Below are 21,688 nucleotides of genomic sequence, written 5' to 3'. Positions count from 1 at the left end.
CCTCTACATCCTCGCCGGGTCCGGATCCATGACCACCTCGAAGTCTTCCTCGTAGCCTACCCGGGTGTGGGAGGGGAGGTAGCGGGAGAGGTCGAGTCGGGCTCCTTCGAGTTCGCGGTCGAAGGCGGCCAGATCTCGTCGTGAGGCCTCCGCGGCGGTGTCGGAGGTTGCGTAGACGATGCGGCCGAGACGCTGATCCTGGAGCTTCAGCCGGCGCCGCATGAGTTCCGCCTCGACGAAGGTCTCGCGTATCGCGGGGAAACGATACGTGAATCCTTCATCCTCCGCCTCCACTTCCGCGTCGAACTCGGCCGCCAGGCGCTCCAGCTCCGCCAGGATCATCTTCGGCGGCACCTGCTGGCCATCGAGCGCGCGCGTCACGTGGCGGATCGCGTCGCCAGCCGCGACCCACTGACTGGTCCCGACGCTGCGGGAGTAGACCAGGCCCACGAGCAGGCGCCGCACGTTGCGCCGCATACGCGCGCGGTTCTCCCCGGCCAGAGTCAACGAGCGGACGATGGGGATTGCGAAGAAGAGGCTGCTGTAGGTGAACGGCACGACGCCCAGCCCGTAGAAGGTGACCGGATCGAACGAGGAGGGCAGCCCGATCACGCTCGCCATCGCCAGGTTGAAGCCGTTCATGGCGCCGATGCCGACGTTGGCCCCGCCGCTGTTGCCCGTCAGCTTTTTCGGGTACTCCAACCGCATCCATGCCGGTTCGGGCTCTCGCGCGCGGACCTCCCCGTGGGCGCTTCTCATCAGCTCGGGGAAGGCGTACACGACCTCGCCCGCGTCCGACACCCGCGGGTCGCCTCCGTAGGCGCCGGTGAGGCGTCCCATTTCTTCGACGGCGTCGTCGATCGGCAGGCCGGTGTGCTCGATCAACTCCGACGACGTCAGGATGCCCTTCCGCGCCCGGATCAACTGGACAACCGTACGATCCTTTTGGAGCTGCGTCGGCCTGGGCTCCTCGGGGCCGAAGATGAAGGCGAAGACCTTCTTGTAGAAGGGCGGCCGCGCGTCCTTCGGGAGCCGCCTGGCGTGGCGGTCGCCGTAGTAGAGGCCCCTCCGGTCCCACCCGCGGCCCCCGAGAAGCCAGTGGAGGATGAAGAAGTCCCCCAGGCTGAAGCCCCTGCGCCCGCCGGAGCCGCGGCCGTCGCGGTTGGCGGTCATCAGCGCGATCAGAATCAGGACGAAGACGACGAAGTAGACGACCAGCATGACGGCCGTCCAGATCTTGAAGCCGACCTTGAAGGCCGACCAGGCGACTCTGCGGAAGCGCGCCCGGAACGGTTCCGCGTCCCGTTCGATGAGCGTGGGATCGAACCGGTAGAGGAGGTCGCCCGAATCGGAGACCTCGAGGTGGCCGCGGTGCGTCTCCAGGAGGGACCTCAGGGCGACCTCGGCCTCGTGGTCCGGCAATCCGGTGGCGGAGACGACATCGCCGACGGTGGCGCGTCCCTGAAGGCCACGGAGGGCGGAGATGACCGTGCTGTCGGGGCGATGGGGGGCAGCTGTGATGGGGTCGAGCACGTGTGATATCCTGGAAGAATGAGGTGGATGCCGTCTACGATAGCCCATAGGCGGCAGTCCTGCGGTTATTGCACGGGTTCCCGTCGCCGTGTGCCGGGTCTTGAGCGGCGAGCGACCCGCAGCCTAGGATCAAGGTCTGCGATCCCCCCTGCCCAGGAGCCGTCCCATGAGACGCCGAGACTTCCTCGCCACCTCCGCCGCCGCAGCCGCCGGATCCAGTCTCATCGGATGCCGGCCTCCCGAAACCGCGGGCGCGGTCACCTCCGGCGGCGGGCAATGGGGCCCGGCCGGAGATTCGAACGTCCCTGGCCTGCTCGGACCCGCGCACCGGGCCGTGTGGGGGGCGCGGGGCGTGACGGCGGCCGCCGACTACTACGCCTCGCTCGCCGGCACGACGATCATGATGCAGGGCGGGAATGCCGTGGACGCCATCGTGGCCGCGTCGGCCATGCTCAACGTCTCCGAGCCCTACATGTCCGGCATCGGGGGCTTCGGCGGCTTCATGCTCATCTACCTCGCCGAGGAGAACCGGGTCGTCGGACTCGACGCGCTCGGCAAGTCGCCCGCCGCCTCGTCTCCGGCGACGATGACGCTCGACGACTTCGCCGCGGGGGCTACAAGGCGCCCATCGTGCCCGGCGCCTTCAAGGGCTGGGCCGCCGCCCTCGAACGCTACGGGACGATGAGTCTGGGCGACGTATTCGAGCCCGCGATCCGCCTCGCCGAGGACGGGTTCGTCGTCTCGCGCTTCGACGAGATCCACACGAACGGCGCTGCTGCCGAGAAGCTGGGGCAGTTCCCGTCGACCACCCGTGTGATGTTCCCGAACGGCCGCCCCCCTCGCATGGGCGAGATCATCCGGCAACCCGACCTCGCCGCGAGCATGCGCCGCCTCGCCCGCGAAGGCGCGGAAGACTTCTACAGGGGGGAGATCGGCGAGCGCGTCGTCTCCTTCCTCGCCGAGAACGGCGGCCACATGACGATGGGCGACCTGGAGTCGTACGACGTCACGTGGAAGGAACCGATCACGACGACCTTCCAGGGGCACGACCTGTACGCGATGCCGCCGGGCTCGTGCGGAATGTCGATGTTCCAGGCGCTCAACATCATGGACGGATTCGACCTCGCGAACATGGACCTCTACGGTTCGGAGTTCGCACACCTGTGGCTCGAGGCGTACCGGCTCGCCCTCATCGACGACGACCGCTACAACACGGGGAAGGAAGATGTCGAAATCCCCGTCGACATGATCATCTCGAAGGAATATGCCGACGAGCAGCGGGCCGGGATCGACCCCGCCCGCATCGCCTCCTTCGCCGGGGCCCCGCTCCCCTTCTTCGGCACGACGAGCCTCTCTTCCGCGGATCGTTGGGGGAACGCGGTCGCCTTCACGCAGTCGCTCGTGAGCGGCTACGGGAGCGGCGTCATCGCCGGCGACACCGGCATCTTCCTCAACAACGGCCACACCTTCGGCTTCGTCCTCGAAGAGGGGCACGTCAATCACCTCGAGGGCGGCCGGAAGGCGAAGGGCGTGATGACGCCGTGCGTGGTCATGAAGGACGGGAATCTCGTGGCGGCCATCGGCGCCGCGGGCGGCTACACGATCCCGCAGACGGTGGGGCAGGTGATCACGAAGCTGACGACGGGCGGTATGGACATACAGCTCGCGATCGCCTCTCCGCGCATGTGCCTCAACCGGGGCGGGGGACGCACGCCGATCCCGGAGGATTCGGTCACGTACCTGGAGGCGGGCTTCCCGCCCGAGGTGTACGGAGAACTCGAGGACCGCGGCCACTACCTGGCCGAGCCCGGAAACCCCGGCGGCGTGCAGGGCGTGTACCGCGACGCGGAGACCGGCGCCCTCGCCGGTGGATCCGACCCGCGCCGGGACGGCCACGCCATCGCCTGGTAGGGCTCCAACCCGCGGTATCGGCGGCGTGCTCGGAAGTGTGCGCCGCCGTGGCGGCAGCCGGGCGTCAACGGAGGTCTTGAGCGGCGAGCGACTCGGGGTCTAGGATCAGAGGTTGCGATCCCCCCTGCCCAGGAGTCGAGTCATGAAGCGCCGAGACTTCCTCGCCACCTCCGCCGCGGCCGCCGCCGGATCCGGTCTGATCGCTTGCCGCGCCCCCGAGACGGCCGCCGCGCCCCCCGACGGGATCGGACAATGGGGCCCCGCCGGAGATTCGAACGTCCCCGGCCTGCTCGGGCCCGCGCACGGGACCGTGTGGGGCCGCCGCGGCGTGACGGCCGCTGCCGACTACTACGCCTCGCTCGCCGGCACGACGATCATGATGCAGGGCGGGAACGCGATCGACGCGATCGTCGCCGCCTCCGCCACGCTCAACGTCTCCGAGCCCTACATGTCCGGGCTCGGCGGCTTCGGCGGCTTCATGCTCATCTACCTGGCGGAGGAGAACCGGGTCGTCGGCCTGGACGCGCTCGGACGGGCGCCCGCGGCCTCCTCGGCGAGCACGATCGCGCCCGATGACGTCGAAATGGGCTACAAGGCGCCGATCGTACCCGGCGCCTTCAAGGGTTGGGCCGCCGTGCTCGAGCGCTACGGGACGATGAGCCTCGGCGACGTGTTCGAGCCCGCGATCCAGCTCGCCGAGGATGGCTTCGTCATCTCGAAGTTCGATGAACTCCACACCACCGGGAGCGCGGACAAGCTCGGGAATTACCCGTCGAGCACGCGGATCATGTTCCCGAACGGCCGTCCGCCGCGCATGGGCGAGATCATCAGGCAGCCCGAACTTGCGGCGAGCATGCGACGGCTCGCGCGCGAGGGCGCCGACGACTTCTACAGGGGCGAGATCGGAGATCGCATCGTCGCCTTCCTCGCCGAGAACGGCGGCCACATGACGAAGGCCGATCTCGAGAGCTACGAGGTCGCGTGGAGGGAGCCCATCACGACGACCTTCCAGGGACACGACCTGTACGCCATGCCGCCGGGATCGTGCGGGATGACGATGTTCCAGGCGCTGAACATCATGGACGGCTTCGATCTCGCGAACATGGATCTTTACGGCTCCGAGTTCGCCCACCTGTGGCTGGAGGCGAACCGCCTCGCCCTGATCGACGACGAACGGTACAACACCGGGAACGAAGACGCCGAGATTCCCGTCGACACGATCATCTCGAAGGAATACGCGGACGAGCAGAGGGCAACGATCGATCCCGCGCGCATCGCGTCCTTCTCGGGCGCCCCGCTCCCGTTCTTCGGGACGACGAGCCTCTCCTCCGCCGACCGCTGGGGGAACGCCGTCGCCTTCACCCAGTCTCTCGTCGCCCTCTACGGGAGCGGCGTGATCGCGGGCGACACGGGAATCTTCCTCAACAACGGCCACATGTTCGGCTTTTCCCTCGAGGAAGGGCACGTCAACTACATCGCGGGCGGCCAGAAGGCGAAGGGCGTGATGACGCCGTGCGTGGTCATGAAGGACGGGAATCTCGTCGCGGCCGTCGGCGCCGCGGGCGGCTACACGATCCCTCAGACCGTGGGGCAGGTGATCACGAAGCTGACGGCAGGCGGGATGGACATGCAGCTCGCGATCGCGTCGCCCCGCATGTGTCTGAACCGGGGTGGCGGCCTGACGCCGATTCCGGAGGATTCCGTCACGTACCTGGAGGCGGGTTTTCCACCGGACGTGTACGGGGAATTGGCGGACCGCGGCCACTACCTTGTCGAGCCCGGCAACCTCGGCGGCGTACAGGGCGTGTACCGGGATGCGGAGACGGGCGCCCTCGCCGGCGGATCGGATCCGCGCCGCGACGGCCACGCGATCGCGTGGTGAGCCCGGGGCGGCCCCTCACCGCGGCAGGGGCGCTGGCGGTGCCGGTTGCGCTCGCCGGTCTCGCCTGCGGGGACGGCGCCTCCACCGCCGCCGTCGATCGCGCGGGCGAGGCTCCCGTGAGCGCGCTCACGCGCAACCAGGCGCTTCACGTCCCCATGCGCGACGGCGTGCGTATCGCCGTCGACGTGTGGCTGCCCGACGGCATCCAGCCGGGGGACCGGCTCCCGGCCATGATGCGGGCGACCCGTTACTGGCGCGCGCGGGGAGAGGTCGGCGTCCCCCTCGGGGAGACCTCGAACTTCGCCGAGGCGGAGCGCTGGAACCGCGCCGGGTACGCGCTCGTCCTCGTGGACGGCCGGGGAAGCGGGGCCTCGTTCGGGATCCGCCGCTTCGAACTCGCCGAAGACGAGGTCACCGACTACGGAGAGGTCGCGGACTGGATCGCCGACCAGCCCTGGTCGAACGGGCGCGTGGGCGCCTACGGGGTCTCCTACGCCGGAAACACGGCCGAAATGCTGGCCGTGAGCCGCAGCCCCGCCGTGAAGGCGGTCGCGCCCCTCTTCAACGACTTCGACAACTTCGGTCACCTCATCTTTCCCGGAGGGGTCCTCACGGTCGGCTTTCTCGAGGACTGGTCGAACCGCACGCGCATGCAGGACCTGAACGACATCTGCGGCCTGTCCGACGCGGTGGGGGCCGCCTGCGACGAGGTGCGGAGCCGGGTCACCGGCGTGAAGCCCGTCGACGCGGACATCGATGGGTCGCTGCTCGCGGCCGCGGTGGCGGAGCACCAGGCCAATACCGTGCCCTTCGAGGCGGCGCTGGAGTACGAGTTCCGGGACGACCCCTTCGGCCCCTACGGCGAGACGAACGTCGGGCACCGCCGCAGTCCCTCCGGTCACCTGCCGCAGATCGAGGAATCCGGCGTGGCCATGTTCATCCGCGTGGGGTGGCAGGATGCCGCCACGGTGAACGGAACGCTCGGCCGCTACAACACGATCTCCAACGCCCAGCAGGTCTACATCGGCCCGTGGGACCACGGGGCCCGCAACGACACGGACCCCTTCAAGGCGGACGACACGCCCGTTGCCCCCGACGCGGACGCACGGTTCGAGCAACTCGTGGCGTTCTTCGACGCACACCTGAAGGAGGACGGATCAGGGGAGACGCCGACCGAGATCCGCTACTACACGCTCGGCGCCGACCGCTGGACGCGGACGGAGCGCTGGCCGCCGGAGGGCTTCGACGAAGTGACCTGGTACTTCCGCGAGGGAGGCATGCTATCGACGGAAGCTCCCGCCTCGGAAGCGGGGGAGGATCCCTACACCGTCGATTTCACCGCCACGACGGGGACCCGCAACCGCTGGTACACGAACGGCGGGGGCGGCGATGTCGTGTACGGCGACCGCCGCGCGGAGGACGAGAAGCTGCTGACCTACACGAGCGCTCCGCTACCGGTCGATACCGAGGTCACGGGCCACCCCGTCGTCACCCTGCACCTGGCATCCACCGAGACGGACGGCGCCTTCATCGTCTATCTGGAAGACGTCGCTCCGGACGGCACCGTGCGGTACATCACCGAGGGACAGCTCCGCGGCGTCATGCGGGCGGTCACGGAGGATCCTCCGCTGTACCGGAAGTACGGACCGCACCGCAGCGAGTCACGCGAGGACGTGCTTCCGCTCGTGCCCGGGGAGGTCGCGGAACTGAGCTTCGACCTGTGGGCGACCTCGGTGCTGTTCCGGGCCGGCCACCGCATCCGGGTCGCCATCGCCGGCGCGGACGCGGACACCTTCCTCCGCTATCCCCGCGACGGGAGCGTCCCGGAGTGGACGGTGCAGCGCAACAGCGTGTCCGCATCCCGGATCGTTCTGCCCACGAGAGGTGACTGACTCCGCCTCAGGGGATGACGCCGCGCGTCGTGCTCATCTGCATGGACATCGGCATCCCGCCGGCGGTGAGGTCCATCGCCAGCACGCGGTCGTGGCTCTGAAGTCGGCTTCGGCCCGCATCGAAGATGGCGGTCCCACTGACCGTGCCGGTGCCAGCGACCGGCATCCCGCCGGCGTTTCCCGACATCGTGAGCGTGCCCTCGATCGATATCTCCGCGAGATCTCCGTCGAGACCCGCAAGCGTGTACGCGATGTCCGTCTCCATCGTCAGCGTGCCGCCCCCTGCGGCCGGCATTTCGGCTGTCCCCTGCCCCGACCAGGAGTCGCCCGGGCTCACCTCGCCTTCGGGAAGCTCGAAGAAACTGCTGTCGAGCATTGCGCGCACCACAACCTCCCCGGCGGGCGACAAGGTCCCGGCGTCCGTCAATCCCGTCACTCGGTGCCGCGCATCCAGGCCGAACGCATAGCTCATTCCCGAGAGGTCGGGTGCGCCCATCCCGGGCATCGCCGCCGTTGATGCGGACGAGTCGACGACCGCCTGGATCTCGATGGCGTCGCCCGCCACGCTTGCAATCGTCTCCGTCCGGTAGATCTGCTGCGTGGACATCACGGCTCCGGCCATCGATGTTTCCAACTCGATGACGTACCGGGAGACCTGTCCCTCGTCCGGCATCAGGCGAAGCATCGTCGCTTGCCCATGGAGGGGCGCCGCGCAAGCGGCGGCAATGGCGGCCACGGCCGCCGTTCGAGTCAAGGCTCTCATTCTCATTCGGGTCATTGGTTCTCCCTGGTTCTCCCTCGTTCTCCCACGCTCGCCGGCATGCGCCCTCGACCGCCAAAGCGGTCGAAACTTGCGCGACCGGGCGCGGATGTGCCACGGCCCCGTGAGCGATATACCTCGCGTTACCCCGGAGTTGAGACGGGATTCATGGCCGCGCGGATACATGACGCATGGCTCCGAAGATCCTCGAACTCCCGGCCAGCGAACGTCCGCGGGAGCGGCTCCGCCGCTTCAGCCCCGACGCGCTCTCGACGACGGAACTGCTCGCCGTCGTGCTCGGCGCGGGCGCGGCGGGCCGCTCGGCCGTGGATGTCGCCGGGCGGCTGCTCGCGGACTTCGGCGGTTCGCTGCGCGAGATGGGGCGGGCGGAGCCGGCTGAACTCGAGCGGACCGGGGGAGTCGGACCCGCCCGTTCGGCCGCCGTGGCCGCGGCGCTCGCGCTTGGGCGGCGCCAGGCGGCTGAACCCGCCCGCGCCAGTGCGCGCATCCGCAGTCCCGCCGACGTGTTCGGCCGCCTCGGCCCCCTGCTGCGCGATCGTCGGCAGGAAGAGTTCTGGGTCATCTACCTCGATACGCAGAGCCAGGTGCTGCTCGAGCGGCGACTCACCGTGGGGCTCCTGAACAGCTCGCTCGTCCACCCGCGAGAAGTATTCGCGCCGGCGATCGCCACGGCCTCGGCCTCCGTCATCCTCGCCCACAACCACCCGAGCGGCGAGCCCGAACCGTCGCCCGAGGACATCGCCGTGACCTGCCAACTCGTCGAGAGCGGCCGGCTCCTCGGCATCCCTGTCCGCGACCACATCATCCTCGGCGACCGGGCCTACGTCAGCCTTCGCGAACGCGGCGTCTGCTAAACGTCGCGTCTCCCACGCAACACTCGCTCTCGGCCGGCCCGCGCCGAAATCGCACGCTACTGCTACCTTTACAGGTTGCCCGGGCCATTGGATCGCGGCCGTTCGGGCGTTGGCGTCTCAGGGACGGAGCGCGAAGCGTGGAGAGCAGCCTCAAGCGGGAAGTCGGCCGGGCCGCGCCGGGAGCGGGCCCGCGCTCGCTGCTGCCCGCGGACTTCATGAAGGCGATCGAGGGCCACGAGGACCGGCTCGACCTGGATCTGCTCGCGCTTGCGTTCCAGTACAGCCTGGAGAAACACGAGGGCCAGAAGCGTCGCTCCGGCGAGGATTACATTCGCCACTGCGTGGAAGTGGCCAAGATCCTCATCGAGATCCGGCTCGACACGGTGAGCATCGCGGCCTCGCTCCTCCACGATGTGGTGGAGGACACGGATACCACCGTGGACGAGATCCGGACCGAGTTCGGCGAGGAAATCGCCCTCATCGTGGACGGCCTCACGAAGATCGCGCTGTTCGCGTTCGGCTCCATGGCGGAACGGCAGGTCGAGACCTACCGCAAGCTCCTCCTCTCCATGGCTCGCGATGCGCGCGTGATCATGGTGAAGCTCGCGGACCGCCTTCACAACATGCGGACGCTGGAGCACATGCCGGTCGGCGCCCGCGAGCGGATCGCGCTCGAGACCCGGGAGATCTACGCACCCCTGGCCCACCGTCTCGGAGTGGCCCGTCTCAAGTGGGAACTCGAGGATCTCGCCTTCAAGTTCCTGGAGCCCAAGGGGTACCGGAAGCTCGTCAAGGAGGTCAACGCCACACGGGACGAACGCGAGGAACTGATCCGGCGCATGGAGGAGCCGCTGCGGACCGAACTGAACGCCGCGGGGATGGATTGCGAGGTCACGGGCCGGCCGAAGCACCTGTGGTCCATCTACGGGAAGATGGTCAAGCGAGACACGCCTTACGAGGAGGTGTACGACACGCTCGCGATGCGCATCCTGGTGGACTCGGTGCGCGACTGCTACCACGCGCTCGGGATCGTGCACAACAAGTGGACGCCGCTCACGGAACGCTTTCACGACTTCATCGCCACGCCGAAGTCGAACATGTACCAGAGCCTGCACACGACGATCTTCGGTCCCGGCGGGGCGCTGTACGAGATCCAGATCCGAACCCGCGAAATGCACCGCACGGCCGAGTACGGGATCGCGGCCCACTGGCGCTACAAGGAGGGTCGATCCGGGGACGAGGTCGACGACGAACTCGCGTGGTTCCGCCAGGTGCTCGAGTGGCAGCAGGAGACGCGCGAGCCCGAGGAATTCATGGAGTTCCTCCGCATCGATCTGTTCCAGGACGAGATCTTCGTCTTCACGCCGGCGGGAGACGTCAAGCAGTTGCCGAAGGGGGCCACGCCCATCGACTTCGCCTTCGCCGTTCACACCGAGGTCGGGTTGCGCTGCAAGGGCGCGAAGGTGAACGAACGGATCGCCCCGCTCAGCCGCCCGCTCCGGAACGGGGACACCGTACATATCCTGACCTCCGATTCGCAGACGCCGAGCCGGGACTGGCTGGGTTTCGTGCGGAGCAGCAAGGCCCGCCACGAGATCCGGCAATGGATCCGCGATGAGGAGCAGGAATCCGCTCTCCGGCTGGGGAAGGACATCGTTCAACGGGAGTGGAGGCGCCGCCGCCGCGGAAAGGTGGATGAGGCGGCCCTCAAGGCCGCTTGCGACACGTTGGGCTACGACGGAACCGACGCCCTCTATGCGGCCGCGGGCCGCGGGGACGTGGGGCTCACGCGCGTGATGCGGGCGATCCTCCCGGAGGTCATCCCGGACGTGCCGCAGAAGAGTCCGAGTCCGCTTCACAAGCTGGTGGACAAGGTCTGGGGCGGGAGCGGTCAGGGGATCCGGATCCAGGGGATGGAAAACCTCATGGTGCGCTATTCCCAGTGCTGCCAGCCGGTCCCCGGGGACAGGGTCATCGGCTACATCACGCGCGGCCGCGGCGTTTCCATCCACCGGCAGGATTGTCCGAACGTCCTGAACCTCTCCAACGCCCCGGAACGCCGGGTGGAAATCGAGTGGCAGGCGCACGGAGAGCGCCGATTCCTGATCCGCATCGTCATGGAGGGGACGGATCGCCACGGTCTGTTCGCGGACATCGCGCGCGCGGTCAGCGACACGGGCACGAACATTCAGTCGGCCGACATCAAGGGGGTCGAGGGAGGGATGCGCGGGCAGTTCGTCGTCGAAGTCGAGAACCTGAACCACCTGCAGAAGGTCATGCGCAAGGTGCAGGGCGTGAAGGGTGTGATCTCCGTCGAACGGAAGGAGTCATTCGGGGAGAGCGGGCTCACCATCGAGTGACCGGCTGACCGAGACCATGCCCCCCTTCGACCTGCAGCTTCCATTCGAGCCGATGGGCGACCAGCCCACCGCGATCCGTGAGTTGGCCGAAGGCGTGCGCCGCGGCGACAAGTGGCAGACACTCCTCGGCGTGACCGGCAGCGGCAAGACCGTGACGCTGGCGGCGATGATTGCGGAAGTCAATCGTCCGACGCTGGTCATGAGCCATAACAAGACGCTCGCCGCTCAGTTGTATGGGGAACTGCGGCAATTCTTTCCTCGCAACGCCGTCGAATATTTCATCTCCTATTACGACTACTATCAGCCCGAGGCCTATGTTCCCGCGACGGATACTTTCATAGAAAAGGATGCGTCTATCAATGAAGACATAGACCGATTGCGGCTCCGGGCCACGTCCGCCCTCATGGAACGGCGGGATGTGATTGTCGTTGCCTCCGTGTCCGCCATCTACGGCCTCGGGGATCCGGTCGGCTACCGCGAACTCATGCTCACGCTGAGCGAGGGTCAGGAGATCTCCCGCCGGGAGATCCTCTCCGGGCTCGTGCAGATCCAGTATTCGCGGAACGATCTGGATTTTGTGCGCGGCACCTTCCGCGTGCGGGGCGATGTGATCGAAATCCTGCCGGCGTATGAGGAGCAGGGCGTCAGGGTCGAGATGTGGGGCGACGCGATCGAACGCATCTCGAAGATCGATCCGATGACCGGCGTCACGATCACGCGCCTGCCCGAGACCTCGATCTATCCGGCCACCCACTACGCGACGCTCGGCCATCGGCTGGAGGAGGCCCGGCACGCGATCTACGTGGAGTTGGAGGAGCGACTGCTGCACCTCCGGCAGGAGGGCCGGCTCCTCGAAGCGCAACGCCTGGAGCAGCGCACGCGATTCGATCTCGAGATGCTGACGGAAGTGGGGTTCTGTCCCGGGATCGAGAACTACAGCCGACACCTGGACGGCCGGGCGCCCGGCAGCCGTCCCTACTGCCTCCTCGATTATTTTCCGGATGATCATGTCGTGGTCGTGGACGAGTCCCATGTATCGATCCCGCAGATCGGCGGCATGTACGAGGGGGATCGGAGTCGAAAGACGACGCTGGTCGAGTTCGGTTTTCGGCTCCCTTCCGCGCTGGACAACCGGCCGCTGTCGTTCCGGGAATGGGAAGACCTCGTGCCGAGCGCGATCTTCGTCAGCGCGACGCCGGGCGAGCACGAGTTGCGGAAGAGCGGCGGCGTCGTCGTTGAGCAGTTGATTCGGCCGACGGGATTGCTGGATCCGGAAGTGGAGGTGCGGCCGGTCCGCGGACAGGTGGACGACCTGCTTGGCGAGATTCGCCGGCGGACGGAACGGCGCGAGCGCGTGCTCGTGACGACGCTCACGAAGCGGATGGCGGAAGACCTCTCGGAGTTTCTCGCGGCGCGGGGCGTGCGGGTGCGCTACATGCACTCGGACATTGCGGCGATCGACCGTGTGAAGATCCTCCGCGATCTGCGGCTGGGGACGTTCGATGTCCTGGTCGGGATCAACCTGCTGCGAGAGGGCCTCGATCTGCCGGAGGTCTCCCTCGTCGCGATCCTCGACGCGGACAAGGAGGGCTTCCTTCGTTCGGATCGGTCGCTCGTGCAGACGATCGGGCGCGCGGCCCGGCACCTCGCGGGGAAAGCGATTCTGTACGCCGACAAGGTGACGGATTCGATGCGGCGGGCGATGGATGAGACGGCGCGCCGCCGTGAAGTGCAGGCGGAATACAACCGGGAGCACGGCATCGAGCCGCGCTCGATCGTGAAGTCGGTGAGGGAGATCCGATTCTCGACCGCGGTGGCCGATGCCCGGGAGGCGCAGCCCGCGGTGTACGAGCGGGAAAGCTCCTACGAGGAACTGTCGCCGGAGGCGCTGGCCGAAGTGATCGAGAAGGACATGCGCGCCGCGGCGGCGGCGCTCGACTTCGAGACGGCGGCCCGACTGCGAGACGAACTGTTCGAGATCCGCGCCCGGATCGGCGACGGGAAGGGGGCGCGACCGCCGGGGTTGCCGATCTCCGCGGGGGATCCGGCATGAGGAGCACCGTGCTGGACGAGGCGGGACTCGTGCGCTGGGGGCGGGAGGTGGGCGCGGTCGCGAGTCGCGAGGGGATCTTCGTCGCGCTCACCGGACCGCTCGGCGCCGGGAAGACGCGACTCACACAGGCGGCGTGCGCCGGAGCGGGCGTGGGCGAAGCCGTGACGAGCCCGACCTACACGCTCGTCCACTGGTATGCCGGCGGTCGAGGGCCGGTCGGGCACGCGGACCTGTACCGTCTCCGCGATCCGTCCGAACTCCTCGCCCTCGGGTGGGAGGAGCTCGAAGCCCACCCCGGGGCGGTCTTCGTCGAGTGGGCGGAGCGAGCCGGGGACGAGCTTCCGATGGACCGCTGGGAAGTTCGGCTCGAGTTTGCCGACGGGGCCGACGGTGCCGCGGATGCGCTGCGGCGGGTGACGGCGCGCGGGCTGGGCCGCGTCGCGCCGGTTCCCGATCCGGGTCCGTACGCCGATGGGGCGGAGACGTCCGCGTGCTGAGTCTGGCGCTGGAGACGAGTACGAGCCTCGGCAGCATCGCGGTGGGCGACGGCGACACCTTGATCTCGGAATGTGCGCTGGCCGTACGTGCGACGCACTCGGAGACTGTGCTCGACGAGGTGGAGCGCATGCTCACGCGCGCCCGGATCGGCGTCGACGGCATTGAACGCGTGATCATCGGGGCGGGGCCGGGCTCCTTCACCGGCGTGCGGATCGCGGCTTCGCTGGCGAAGGGCTGGTGTCACGCGAGGAGTGTGCCGCTCTTCGCGTATTCGAGCCTTCGCTCCGTCGCCGCCTCCGCAGGGCGTACACGCGTTTGCGCGCTGTTCGACGCTCGGCGGGGTGAAGTGTACGGCGCCGCCTACGCCGACGGGCCGCTGGAGGCCCCGATCCGCGGGCCGGAGGCGTGCGACATCGATCGCTGGATCGAGGGGCTGGAGGATCGCGGATCATGGTCCTTCGCCGGGGAAGGCGCGATCCGGCACCGCGCCAGGATCGAGGCTCGCGGCGCGAGGGTGCTCCCCGCGTTTCTCGGCGTACCGCGCGCGGGCGCGCTCCTGTGGCTGGCCGAGAGGCTTCCGGCCGGCCGTGTCATGGACGTCGACGCGTGGGAACCCCGCTACGTCCGGAGTTCGGGAGCCGAACGCCAGGTCGGACGCCTTGGCGGACCCCGGTAGGCGGACCCTTCGAATCCGACCGCTCCTCGAGTCGGATCTCGCACAGGTCACGGCGATCGAGGAGGCCTGTTTCACCGCCCCCTGGTCCGAACGAACGTTCAGGAACCTGCTGCGGCGCCCCGACGCGTTTCTCCTCTCCGCCGTGTACGAAGCCTTGTACGAAGAGGAGCGTGTCGCGGGCTACGCCGCCGTGTGGTTCGTCGGGCGGGAGGCGGAATTGGGGGACCTCGCCGTGGCCCCGGGCGATCGCCGGCGCGGCATCGGGGGCGAATTGGTGACAGCGGTTCTCGAGGAAGCGCGGAGCCGGGGCGTCGTCCGGATCTTCCTCCAGGTGCGCGAGGGGAACCAAAGTGCACAGGGCCTCTACCGAAGCCGGGGATTCGAGATCGTCGGGCGGCGTCGCGGATACTATGCGGGTCCGAAGGAAGACGCTCTCATCATGCGGCGATTGCTGGTCCGTTGATCGTTTTCCGTTACTTTGATCCCCTTCGTCAGCACCACCATGTTAGCACCACCATGAACCTTCGAGTCGATCAGCGGGGAGGCGGGAATGGCGCGCAGTCTGAACAAGGCAACACTCATCGGAAACCTGGGCGCGGACCCGGAAGTGCGATCGACGAACACGGGCACGCGGGTGGCGACGCTCTCAGTCGCGACCAGCCGCCGGTGGACGACCCGCGCCGGTGACCAACAGGAAAAGACGGAGTGGCATCGGGTGGTCTGCTGGGACCGCCTTGCCGAGATCTGCGAGCAGTACCTGCGCAAGGGCGACCGCGTCTACGTGGAGGGCCGGATCGAGTACCGGCAGTGGGAGGGCCAGGATGGTCAGAAGCGGTATACGACCGAGATCCGCGCGCTCGAGATGATCATGCTCGGGAGCAGCGGTGGCGGCGGAGAGAGCTATTCGGCGGCGGAACCGCGGCAGGAGCGTTCGGATTTCTCGGAGTTCTCCAACCGGTCCGTCGCGGGTGAGGACGATCTCCCCTTCTGAGGCGCCTGGCGCCGCGACCGCTTCCGCCGACGCGCTCGTCGCGGTGGGACTCAGCCACCGGACGGCCCCCATCGACATCCGCGAGCGTTTCGCGCTCGGCGAACGGCGACGGGCCGAGTGGGTCGAGAACCTGACGGCCCGACCGGGCGTCTCCGAGTGCGTCGTGCTTTCCACCTGCAACCGGACGGAATGCTACCTGGCGGGAAGTGACGCGGGAGCACTCGACCGCCTCGGACGCGAGGCGCTATGCGGGGTTTCGGGCCTGGGGCCCGCGGGGGATTCGTATCTGGCCACGCTCGAAGGGGCGAGCGCCGTCCGCCACCTGTTCCGCGTGACGGGCGGACTGGAATCGCTCATCGTCGGCGAACCGCAGATTCAGGGCCAGGTCCGGGGCGCCTACCAGGATGGACGTCCCATGGTGGGGCCCGTGCTGCATCGCCTGTTCCAGTCGGCCCTCGAGGTCGGCGGGCGCATACGGGCGGACACGTTGATCGCGAGCGGCGTGACTTCGATCCCCGGCGCGGCGGTCGGCCTCGCCCGGAAGGTGTTCGGCTCACTCGGCGACCGTCGCGTGCTCGTGCTCGGGACCGGCGAAATGGGGAGACTCACGGTGCAGTGCCTGAAGCGGGAGGGGGCGAGGCGCGTGTTCCTCGCGAGCCGCGACCCGGCCCGTGCCGAGCGCGTGAGCCGGCCTCTCGACGCGCTCCCGATGCGAAGGAGTGCGGCGCTGGAGGCCCTGGATCGCGTGGATCTCGTCGTCGCCTGCACGGAGTCGGAGGCGGCCTTCGTCCGGGCCGGACACGCCCGGAGCCCACGCACGGGGCGCGCGCCGCTCGTGATCCTCGACATCGCCGTGCCCCGCAACGTCGATCCGGGCGTGGCCGACATCTCCGACGTGTTCCTGTACAACATCGACGACCTGCGGCAGGTCGTGGACCGGGCCCGGGCGGCTCGCGAGTGTGAGCGCGAGCGCGCGGAGGCGATCATCGAGCGGCAGGTCGCAAAATACAGGGCCTGGCGTCGGGGTCGGCGCGCCGACCCGGCGGTGCGGGCGCTGAGGAACACCGCTCGCGAACTCGTAGCCGACGCCCTCGCCGCCCGCGCCCCGGCCCCCGGCGACGCCGACGCAGCCCTGCGGCTGGCGAGCCAGGCGGCGCTCAACAAGGTTCTGCATGGGCCGACACGCGCGATCCGGTGGCTCGCGGAACGATCCGACGGCGAGGAGTGTCTTCGTCGGATGGAACCGTGGCTTGGCGGGGAGGTGAGGGAAGTGAGGAGGGAACGGATGAGCCCGGACAGGGTGCAGGGGGGGCGCACGTGATGGCAGGGATCGGGATCGGGGTCGGAGGGGGGCTGGAGATCGTGCAGGATCTTTCTGCTCGCGTGATCGATTCCCCCCTCGACATGATCCTGGGCGCGACCCTGCCCACGAAGATCATCCTCACCGTGCTCGCCGCCTTCTCGCTCGTGTCCTGGGTTCTCATCATCTGGAAGTTCCGGGAGTTGCGCGCCGTGAACGCGCGGGCGGACGACTTCGTGTTCGCCATGGCGGGGGCCAACGGCCTCGTGGACCTCAACGACGCGCTGGCGGAACTGGACGACTCCGCCTTCAGACGGGTGTTCCGCGAGGGGATCGCCTTCTTTTCCGAACTGCGTCCGGGCGCGCTCGATACCACGCACGTGGGGGACGGGTTGAGCCCCACGCAGCTCGAAGCGCTGTGGCTGGTGCTCGAGAAGAGCCTCTCGGAGGAGAAGGATGAACTCGCGCACGGGCTGCCCTGGCTCGCGATCATCGGCTCCGTGAGTCCCCTCCTCGGCCTCATGGGGACCGTCGTCGGCGTCATGAACTCGTTCATCGGGATCACATCGCAGGGTTCGGCGAACATCGCGGCGGTCGCGCCGGGCATCGCGGAGGCGCTCACGACCACGGTCGCGGGGCTGGCCGTCGCGATTCCCGCGGTCATCGCGTACAACCACTATGCTTCCCGCCTGCGTCTCTTCGTGGGAGAACTGGAAGGGTTCGCGAGCGAGTTCGTGGGGACGCTGGCGCGCGAGGGCCGCCTGTGAGCCGGCGCCCCGAAGGCCGGAGGAGGAGGACCGCCGGATGAGGACCGCGGCATGAAAAGGCGCTTCACGCAGCAGGCCGACGGGATCGGCGTCGTGGCGGAGATCAACGTCACCAGCCTCGTCGACGTCGCGTTCACCCTCCTCATCATCTTCATGATCACGGCGCCCATTCTCCAGGGCGGCATCGAAGTCGACCTGCCGGAGGGCGTCTCGGCGCCGCTCAGCGCCGCCGACGCGCTCGTGGTCTCGATCGACGCGGACGGGCAGATCTACGTGGATGACGCGCCGGTGACGTGGGAAGAGTTCGATGCCGCGCTCCCCCTGGCGCTCGACCGCTTCGAATCCGACCAGGTGTTTCTGAGGGCGGATGGCGATCTCGCCCTCAGGCAGGCGACCCGGGTGATGGGTCGAATTCAGGATGCCGGAGCCGTCCTGAACATCGTCACCGACCCGGACCCGAGCCGGCGCAGTCCATGAGCCTGCGCGGAGGGGCGGAAGCCGGGCGCGGGCGCCGGCGCGCATGGCGGCGCGGAGGGCCGCAGCGTCACGGACGTCCGCCCAGGCGGGCCTTGTACGGGTCGCTCTGCGTCCACGGAGGCATCGTCGTGCTCGCCCTGCTCGGCGACGTGGTGATACGCCCGGCCGAAATGCCCAGGACCATGCGGGTGAACATGGTCGCTTTCGCTCCGGAGGATGCGCCGGTCCGCGTCGATCCCTCGCCGCCCGAGGTCGCGGAAGAGGAGAACCGGCCGCCTCCCCCCGAACCGACGCCGGATCCGGTGCCGCAGGTGGAGACGCCCACGGTGGAGGCCGAGGTTCAGATCGAGCGCGAGGCGGAGCCGGAACCCGCGCGCACCGAGGAAGTCGGCGAGGAAGTGCGCAGCATCCGGATCGCCGGCGAGGCCTCGGCGTGGCCCGAATACGGCGAGAACATCATCCGTCAGATCCAGCGCCGTTGGCGGCCCCCCGTCGGGGCGCGCGAGCTTCGGGCCGAGGTCTACTTCATCATCCACCGGGACGGGCGGGTGACGGGGTTCGAGTGGGTGGCGAAATCCGGGAGCCTGATCTTCGATACGCAGGCGATGGGAGCCGTGGAATCGGCGGGCCGCGACCGGGCCTTCGGCCCGCTTCCCGACGACTTCCCGGCCGACGCGCTTGCCGTCTCGTTCTTCTTCGATCCGAGCACTCGCTGAATGGACGGATCGAGGATCCTTCGTCGACGCCGTGCCGCCGCGTGGGGACTCCGGGTCGCCGCCGCGGCGCTCGCCCTGGTTGCTGCGGTGCTGGCGCCGGCGTCGTCGCCGCTCGAAGGCCAGGAGGGGGGGGCGCTCCGCCTGGGGCTCACCTACGAGGCCGGCTACGTGCCGGGCATGGTCGTCGCGCCCGTCTCCACGAGCGCCGGATTCGAGGAACTGGGCGCGGCCGTCGGCGAGATTCTTCGCACGGACCTCGAGTATTCCGACCGGTTCGACATCCTCGCGGTGCCCGACACGGCCACCCTGAGCGCCCCCCCGAACTACGCGCTCTGGAACCAGCTCGAGGCGGTGTGGCTCGTGACCTCGGACATCTCCGTCGCACCGGGGACTCAGACGCCGCTCCTGAGGGTCAGCCTGCACGATGTCGTGTACGGGAACCTCGAGAACGTCCAGGCGTTCAGTCTGCCCTCCATGGACGCGACCGATTTCCGAATGTCGGTCCACCGGGTCTCCGACCGGATCGTCTCCTGGGCGACGGGAGGCCAGCGCGGCATCGCGGCGACCCGGATCGCCCTGCGCCGGAGGGATGGCGACGGGTCGTCCTACCTGGTGCTCATCGACAGCGATGGCCGGAACCCGCAGCGGATCGAGACCGGAGGGCGCAACGTCTTTTCGCCCGCCTTCTCGCCGGACGCGAGCCGCATCGCGTACACGATCCAGGATGAGACGGGGTACTTTTCGCTCGTGGAGATGAATCTCATCACGGGGAGCCGCCGAACGGTCGTGTCCGGGAGGCTCATTCAGACGCCGACCTGGACACCGGACGGGCGGCTGGCGTACGCGGAAGGCGTCGGCGGCACGACGCGTATCGTGGTCGAGGGCGATGCGCCGCTGACGGAGGGACGGATCCAGTCACTGAATCCCAGTTTTTCGCCGGATGGGGAGTCGCTGGCGTACGAGGCCGATCCGGCCAATGAACAGCAGGTTTACGTGCGTCGCGTCGCGGGAGGCCCGGCCCGCCGCGTCAGCATCTACCATCCGCGGGAGGATACGAACGCGGCCGGCCCGGACTGGTCGCCCAACGGCGACCGAATCGCCTATTCCGCGCTGAGCGACCGCCGCTGGCAGATCTTCACGGTGAACCCCGACGGCACCGACCGGCGCATGCTGACGCGGCGCGGCGAGAGCGAGGATCCCAGCTGGGCGCCCGATGGCCGTCACCTCGTCTTTTCGTCGCTCGACTCACAGGGCTCGACCGTGTGGATCCTCGACGTGTTTACGGGAAGGTCCCGGCCCCTGACGGCGGGACGGCTCGATGGTCTCCCGGACTGGTCGCCCCCCATCCCGCCGGGCCGATGACCGGGGTCATCCGGCGGGTTGCGACTTGACGGGTCTTTGATAGGTTACGAATCCGTGTTGAAACCGGGATCGGGCCAGCGTTTTGAGCGCCGGCGTTCGCCCTGTCCTCGCCGAATTTTCGTCCCGCGACTCGTAAACAAGGAGACCTCGATGCGGCTGAGCCACCGATTCGCTCCCATGCTTCTCGTTGCACTTCTGGCGACTGCGTGTAGCGGCAACCCGGAACCGGAACCGGTGCCCCCGCCACCGCCGCCCCCTCCGCCCCCGGTCGTGGATGACAGCGCGCAGCGCGAGGCGGCCGCGTCCCGGCTCTGCGACCAGGCGATGGCGGCCATGGAGGAGGGAGACTTCGCCACCGCGCGCCGATTGCTCGAGCAGGCCGTAAGCGACTATCCCGGCACGACGTGCGCGGAGTCCGCGCCCGCGGACATCGAGCGCGCGATGGACGGCGAGGCGATCGTGGCCCGGATTCACTTCGACTACAACGAATCCGAGATCACCGACGCTTCCGCCACGATCCTGCAGAGCAAGGCGGACGCGCTGCGGGATCGGCCCGGCATCCGCCTCCGGGTCGAGGGTCATTGCGACGAGAGGGGCTCCCTGGAGTACAACCAGGCGCTCGGCCTGGAGAGGGCCCAGGCCGCGGTCGACTATCTCTCCAGCCTCGGGCTGGACGCCGGCCGTTTCGATGTCGTGACGTTCGGGGAGGAGATGCCGCTGGCCCGGGGAAGCAACGAGTCGGCCTGGCGGCAGAATCGTCGCGGTGAGTTCGTCATCACGGACGGAGATATCTAGATGCGGAAGGCGGCGGTCGCCGTGCTGTTGAGCGTCGCGGCCGCCGCCTGCGCGTCCAGGGGCGATGTCGAGACGATGGGGGACGCCCTGCGGGATGAAATCGCGGGTCTCGCCGAGGGTCAGCGCCGGCTGGCCGATGCGGTTCAGGCGGACCTGGAATCGATCGAGAGTTCGAGCGAGCGCCGGGAGACCACGGGTCGGGGAGAAGTCGAACGCCTGATCCGGCGGATCGAGGGTTTCTTCGAGCAGCTGATCGAGATGTCCGCCCAGAACAACCAGTTGCTCAACGACATCTACGAGATTCAGCGCCGCCTGGGCACTCCCTCGCCGATGGGTTTCCCCGCGCCGGCCGGGGAGGGTCCGCCCGCCGGGGGCCGGACGGTCACCGAAGCGAACCCCGGCCCTGCCGCCGCGTCCGGGTCCGAAGAGGCGTCCCAGTTCTACGAGTTGGCGCTCGATATGTACCAGCGCGGCAACCTGGAGACCGCCCGCGACGCCTTCCGCGATTTTCTCGCCGTCTACGGCGGCAACGAGTTCGCGCCGGACGCCCAGTATTGGGTGGCGCGGACCTATGAGGACGCAGACGATCCCGGCGGTGCGCTCGAGGAATACCGCCGGCTCACGGAACTCTATCCGGATTCGAGCCGGGCTCCCGCGGCGCTCTTTCAAAGAGCGATGATCGAGGCGGGACGGGGCAACACGGCGGTGGCGAGGCGGTTGTTCGCCCAGATCGAGAGCGGCTATCCGAACAGCCCCGAGGCGCCTGAGGCCCGCCGGGAACGCGAGAAGCTGGGCGGCTAGCTCTGCGACATGACACTCGTCGTCCGGTGACCGCAGGCT

At 68.5% G+C, this 21,688-nt stretch carries 18 protein-coding genes and 1 pseudogene; 17 read left to right on the top strand and 2 right to left on the bottom strand.

Annotation, left to right across the window (positions count from 1 at the left end; genetic code table 11):
- Nucleotides 1-3: 3 nt before the first annotated feature.
- The gene (locus tag ACOGXI_RS06105) at nucleotides 4-1,533 is read right to left on the bottom strand and encodes a hypothetical protein (RefSeq protein ID WP_419937997.1); all 1,530 of its coding nucleotides are present in this window, start codon (nucleotides 1,531-1,533) and stop codon (nucleotides 4-6) included.
- A 166-nt stretch (nucleotides 1,534-1,699) separates the two neighbouring features.
- Here ACOGXI_RS06105 and ggt (ACOGXI_RS06100) point away from each other — a divergent pair.
- The 3 genes and pseudogenes from ggt (ACOGXI_RS06100) (at nucleotide 1,700) to ACOGXI_RS06090 (ending at nucleotide 7,218) form a co-directional block, all read left to right on the top strand.
- Nucleotides 1,700-3,444: pseudogene (gene ggt, locus ACOGXI_RS06100) on the top strand (gamma-glutamyltransferase).
- A gap of 142 nt (nucleotides 3,445-3,586) precedes the next feature.
- On the top strand, nucleotides 3,587-5,326 hold the full coding sequence (gene ggt / locus ACOGXI_RS06095; protein ID WP_419937996.1) for a gamma-glutamyltransferase: 1,740 nt from the start codon (nucleotides 3,587-3,589) through the stop codon (nucleotides 5,324-5,326).
- Entirely contained in the window at nucleotides 5,323-7,218 is a 1,896-nt protein-coding gene (locus ACOGXI_RS06090; RefSeq protein ID WP_419937995.1) for a CocE/NonD family hydrolase, read from the top strand. The genes ggt (ACOGXI_RS06095) and ACOGXI_RS06090 overlap by 4 nt, the downstream gene beginning before the upstream one ends.
- A gap of 7 nt (nucleotides 7,219-7,225) precedes the next feature.
- Here the strand turns inward: ACOGXI_RS06090 and ACOGXI_RS06085 are convergent, their stop codons facing one another.
- Nucleotides 7,226-7,903: a DUF6263 family protein gene (locus ACOGXI_RS06085; RefSeq protein ID WP_419937994.1), complete on the bottom strand. Its 678-nt coding sequence runs from the start codon at nucleotides 7,901-7,903 to the stop codon at nucleotides 7,226-7,228.
- A gap of 266 nt (nucleotides 7,904-8,169) precedes the next feature.
- Here ACOGXI_RS06085 and radC point away from each other — a divergent pair, with 266 nt between their 5' ends.
- The 14 genes from radC (at nucleotide 8,170) to ACOGXI_RS06015 (ending at nucleotide 21,649) form a co-directional block, all read left to right on the top strand.
- On the top strand, nucleotides 8,170-8,853 hold the full coding sequence (radC, locus tag ACOGXI_RS06080) for a RadC family protein (protein WP_419937993.1): 684 nt from the start codon (nucleotides 8,170-8,172) through the stop codon (nucleotides 8,851-8,853).
- A 137-nt stretch (nucleotides 8,854-8,990) separates the two neighbouring features.
- Nucleotides 8,991-11,213, top strand: coding sequence for a RelA/SpoT family protein (locus tag ACOGXI_RS06075; protein ID WP_419937992.1), 2,223 nt, complete (start codon nucleotides 8,991-8,993; stop codon nucleotides 11,211-11,213).
- A 16-nt stretch (nucleotides 11,214-11,229) separates the two neighbouring features.
- Nucleotides 11,230-13,266 carry an excinuclease ABC subunit UvrB gene (gene uvrB, locus ACOGXI_RS06070; RefSeq protein ID WP_419937991.1) on the top strand — a complete coding sequence of 679 codons (2,037 nt, stop codon included), beginning with the start codon at nucleotides 11,230-11,232 and terminating at the stop codon, nucleotides 13,264-13,266.
- Nucleotides 13,263-13,763, top strand: a complete 501-nt coding sequence (tsaE, locus tag ACOGXI_RS06065) for a tRNA (adenosine(37)-N6)-threonylcarbamoyltransferase complex ATPase subunit type 1 TsaE (protein WP_419937990.1) — start codon at nucleotides 13,263-13,265, stop codon at nucleotides 13,761-13,763. The genes uvrB and tsaE overlap by 4 nt, the downstream gene beginning before the upstream one ends.
- Nucleotides 13,757-14,440 carry a tRNA (adenosine(37)-N6)-threonylcarbamoyltransferase complex dimerization subunit type 1 TsaB gene (gene tsaB, locus ACOGXI_RS06060; RefSeq protein WP_419937989.1) on the top strand — a complete coding sequence of 228 codons (684 nt, stop codon included), beginning with the start codon at nucleotides 13,757-13,759 and terminating at the stop codon, nucleotides 14,438-14,440. Before tsaE ends, tsaB begins: the two co-directional genes overlap by 7 nt.
- Nucleotides 14,424-14,903, top strand: coding sequence for a ribosomal protein S18-alanine N-acetyltransferase (gene rimI / locus ACOGXI_RS06055; RefSeq protein WP_419937988.1), 480 nt, complete (start codon nucleotides 14,424-14,426; stop codon nucleotides 14,901-14,903). Before tsaB ends, rimI begins: the two co-directional genes overlap by 17 nt.
- An 87-nt stretch (nucleotides 14,904-14,990) precedes the next feature.
- A complete protein-coding gene (locus ACOGXI_RS06050) occupies nucleotides 14,991-15,431 on the top strand; it encodes a single-stranded DNA-binding protein (protein WP_419937987.1) in 441 nt (146 codons plus the stop codon).
- Nucleotides 15,409-16,752, top strand: coding sequence for a glutamyl-tRNA reductase (gene hemA / locus ACOGXI_RS06045; protein ID WP_419937986.1), 1,344 nt, complete (start codon nucleotides 15,409-15,411; stop codon nucleotides 16,750-16,752). The genes ACOGXI_RS06050 and hemA overlap by 23 nt, the downstream gene beginning before the upstream one ends.
- Nucleotides 16,752-17,498 (top strand): MotA/TolQ/ExbB proton channel family protein, encoded by a 747-nt coding sequence (locus tag ACOGXI_RS06040; RefSeq protein ID WP_419940162.1) that lies wholly within the window; start codon nucleotides 16,752-16,754, stop codon nucleotides 17,496-17,498. The genes hemA and ACOGXI_RS06040 overlap by 1 nt, the downstream gene beginning before the upstream one ends.
- 51 nt (nucleotides 17,499-17,549) lie before the next feature.
- Nucleotides 17,550-17,975, top strand: coding sequence for an ExbD/TolR family protein (locus tag ACOGXI_RS06035; RefSeq protein WP_419937985.1), 426 nt, complete (start codon nucleotides 17,550-17,552; stop codon nucleotides 17,973-17,975).
- The gene (locus ACOGXI_RS06030) at nucleotides 17,972-18,691 is read left to right on the top strand and encodes a TonB C-terminal domain-containing protein (protein ID WP_419937984.1); all 720 of its coding nucleotides are present in this window, start codon (nucleotides 17,972-17,974) and stop codon (nucleotides 18,689-18,691) included. The genes ACOGXI_RS06035 and ACOGXI_RS06030 overlap by 4 nt, the downstream gene beginning before the upstream one ends.
- Nucleotides 18,692-20,053, top strand: a complete 1,362-nt coding sequence (locus tag ACOGXI_RS06025; RefSeq protein ID WP_419937983.1) for a hypothetical protein — start codon at nucleotides 18,692-18,694, stop codon at nucleotides 20,051-20,053. It begins immediately after the preceding gene.
- A gap of 234 nt (nucleotides 20,054-20,287) precedes the next feature.
- Nucleotides 20,288-20,848 carry an OmpA family protein gene (locus ACOGXI_RS06020; protein ID WP_419937982.1) on the top strand — a complete coding sequence of 187 codons (561 nt, stop codon included), beginning with the start codon at nucleotides 20,288-20,290 and terminating at the stop codon, nucleotides 20,846-20,848.
- Nucleotides 20,849-21,649 (top strand): tetratricopeptide repeat protein, encoded by an 801-nt coding sequence (locus ACOGXI_RS06015; RefSeq protein ID WP_419937981.1) that lies wholly within the window; start codon nucleotides 20,849-20,851, stop codon nucleotides 21,647-21,649. It begins immediately after the preceding gene.
- Nucleotides 21,650-21,688: the final 39 nt, after the last annotated feature.

The sequence above is a fragment of the Candidatus Palauibacter sp. genome (assembly GCF_965208055.1).
In the GTDB taxonomy this organism is placed as follows: domain Bacteria; phylum Gemmatimonadota; class Gemmatimonadetes; order Palauibacterales; family Palauibacteraceae; genus Palauibacter.
Note: the sequence above shows the minus strand (reverse complement) of the source record. Positions and strands in the feature narration are given on the sequence as shown.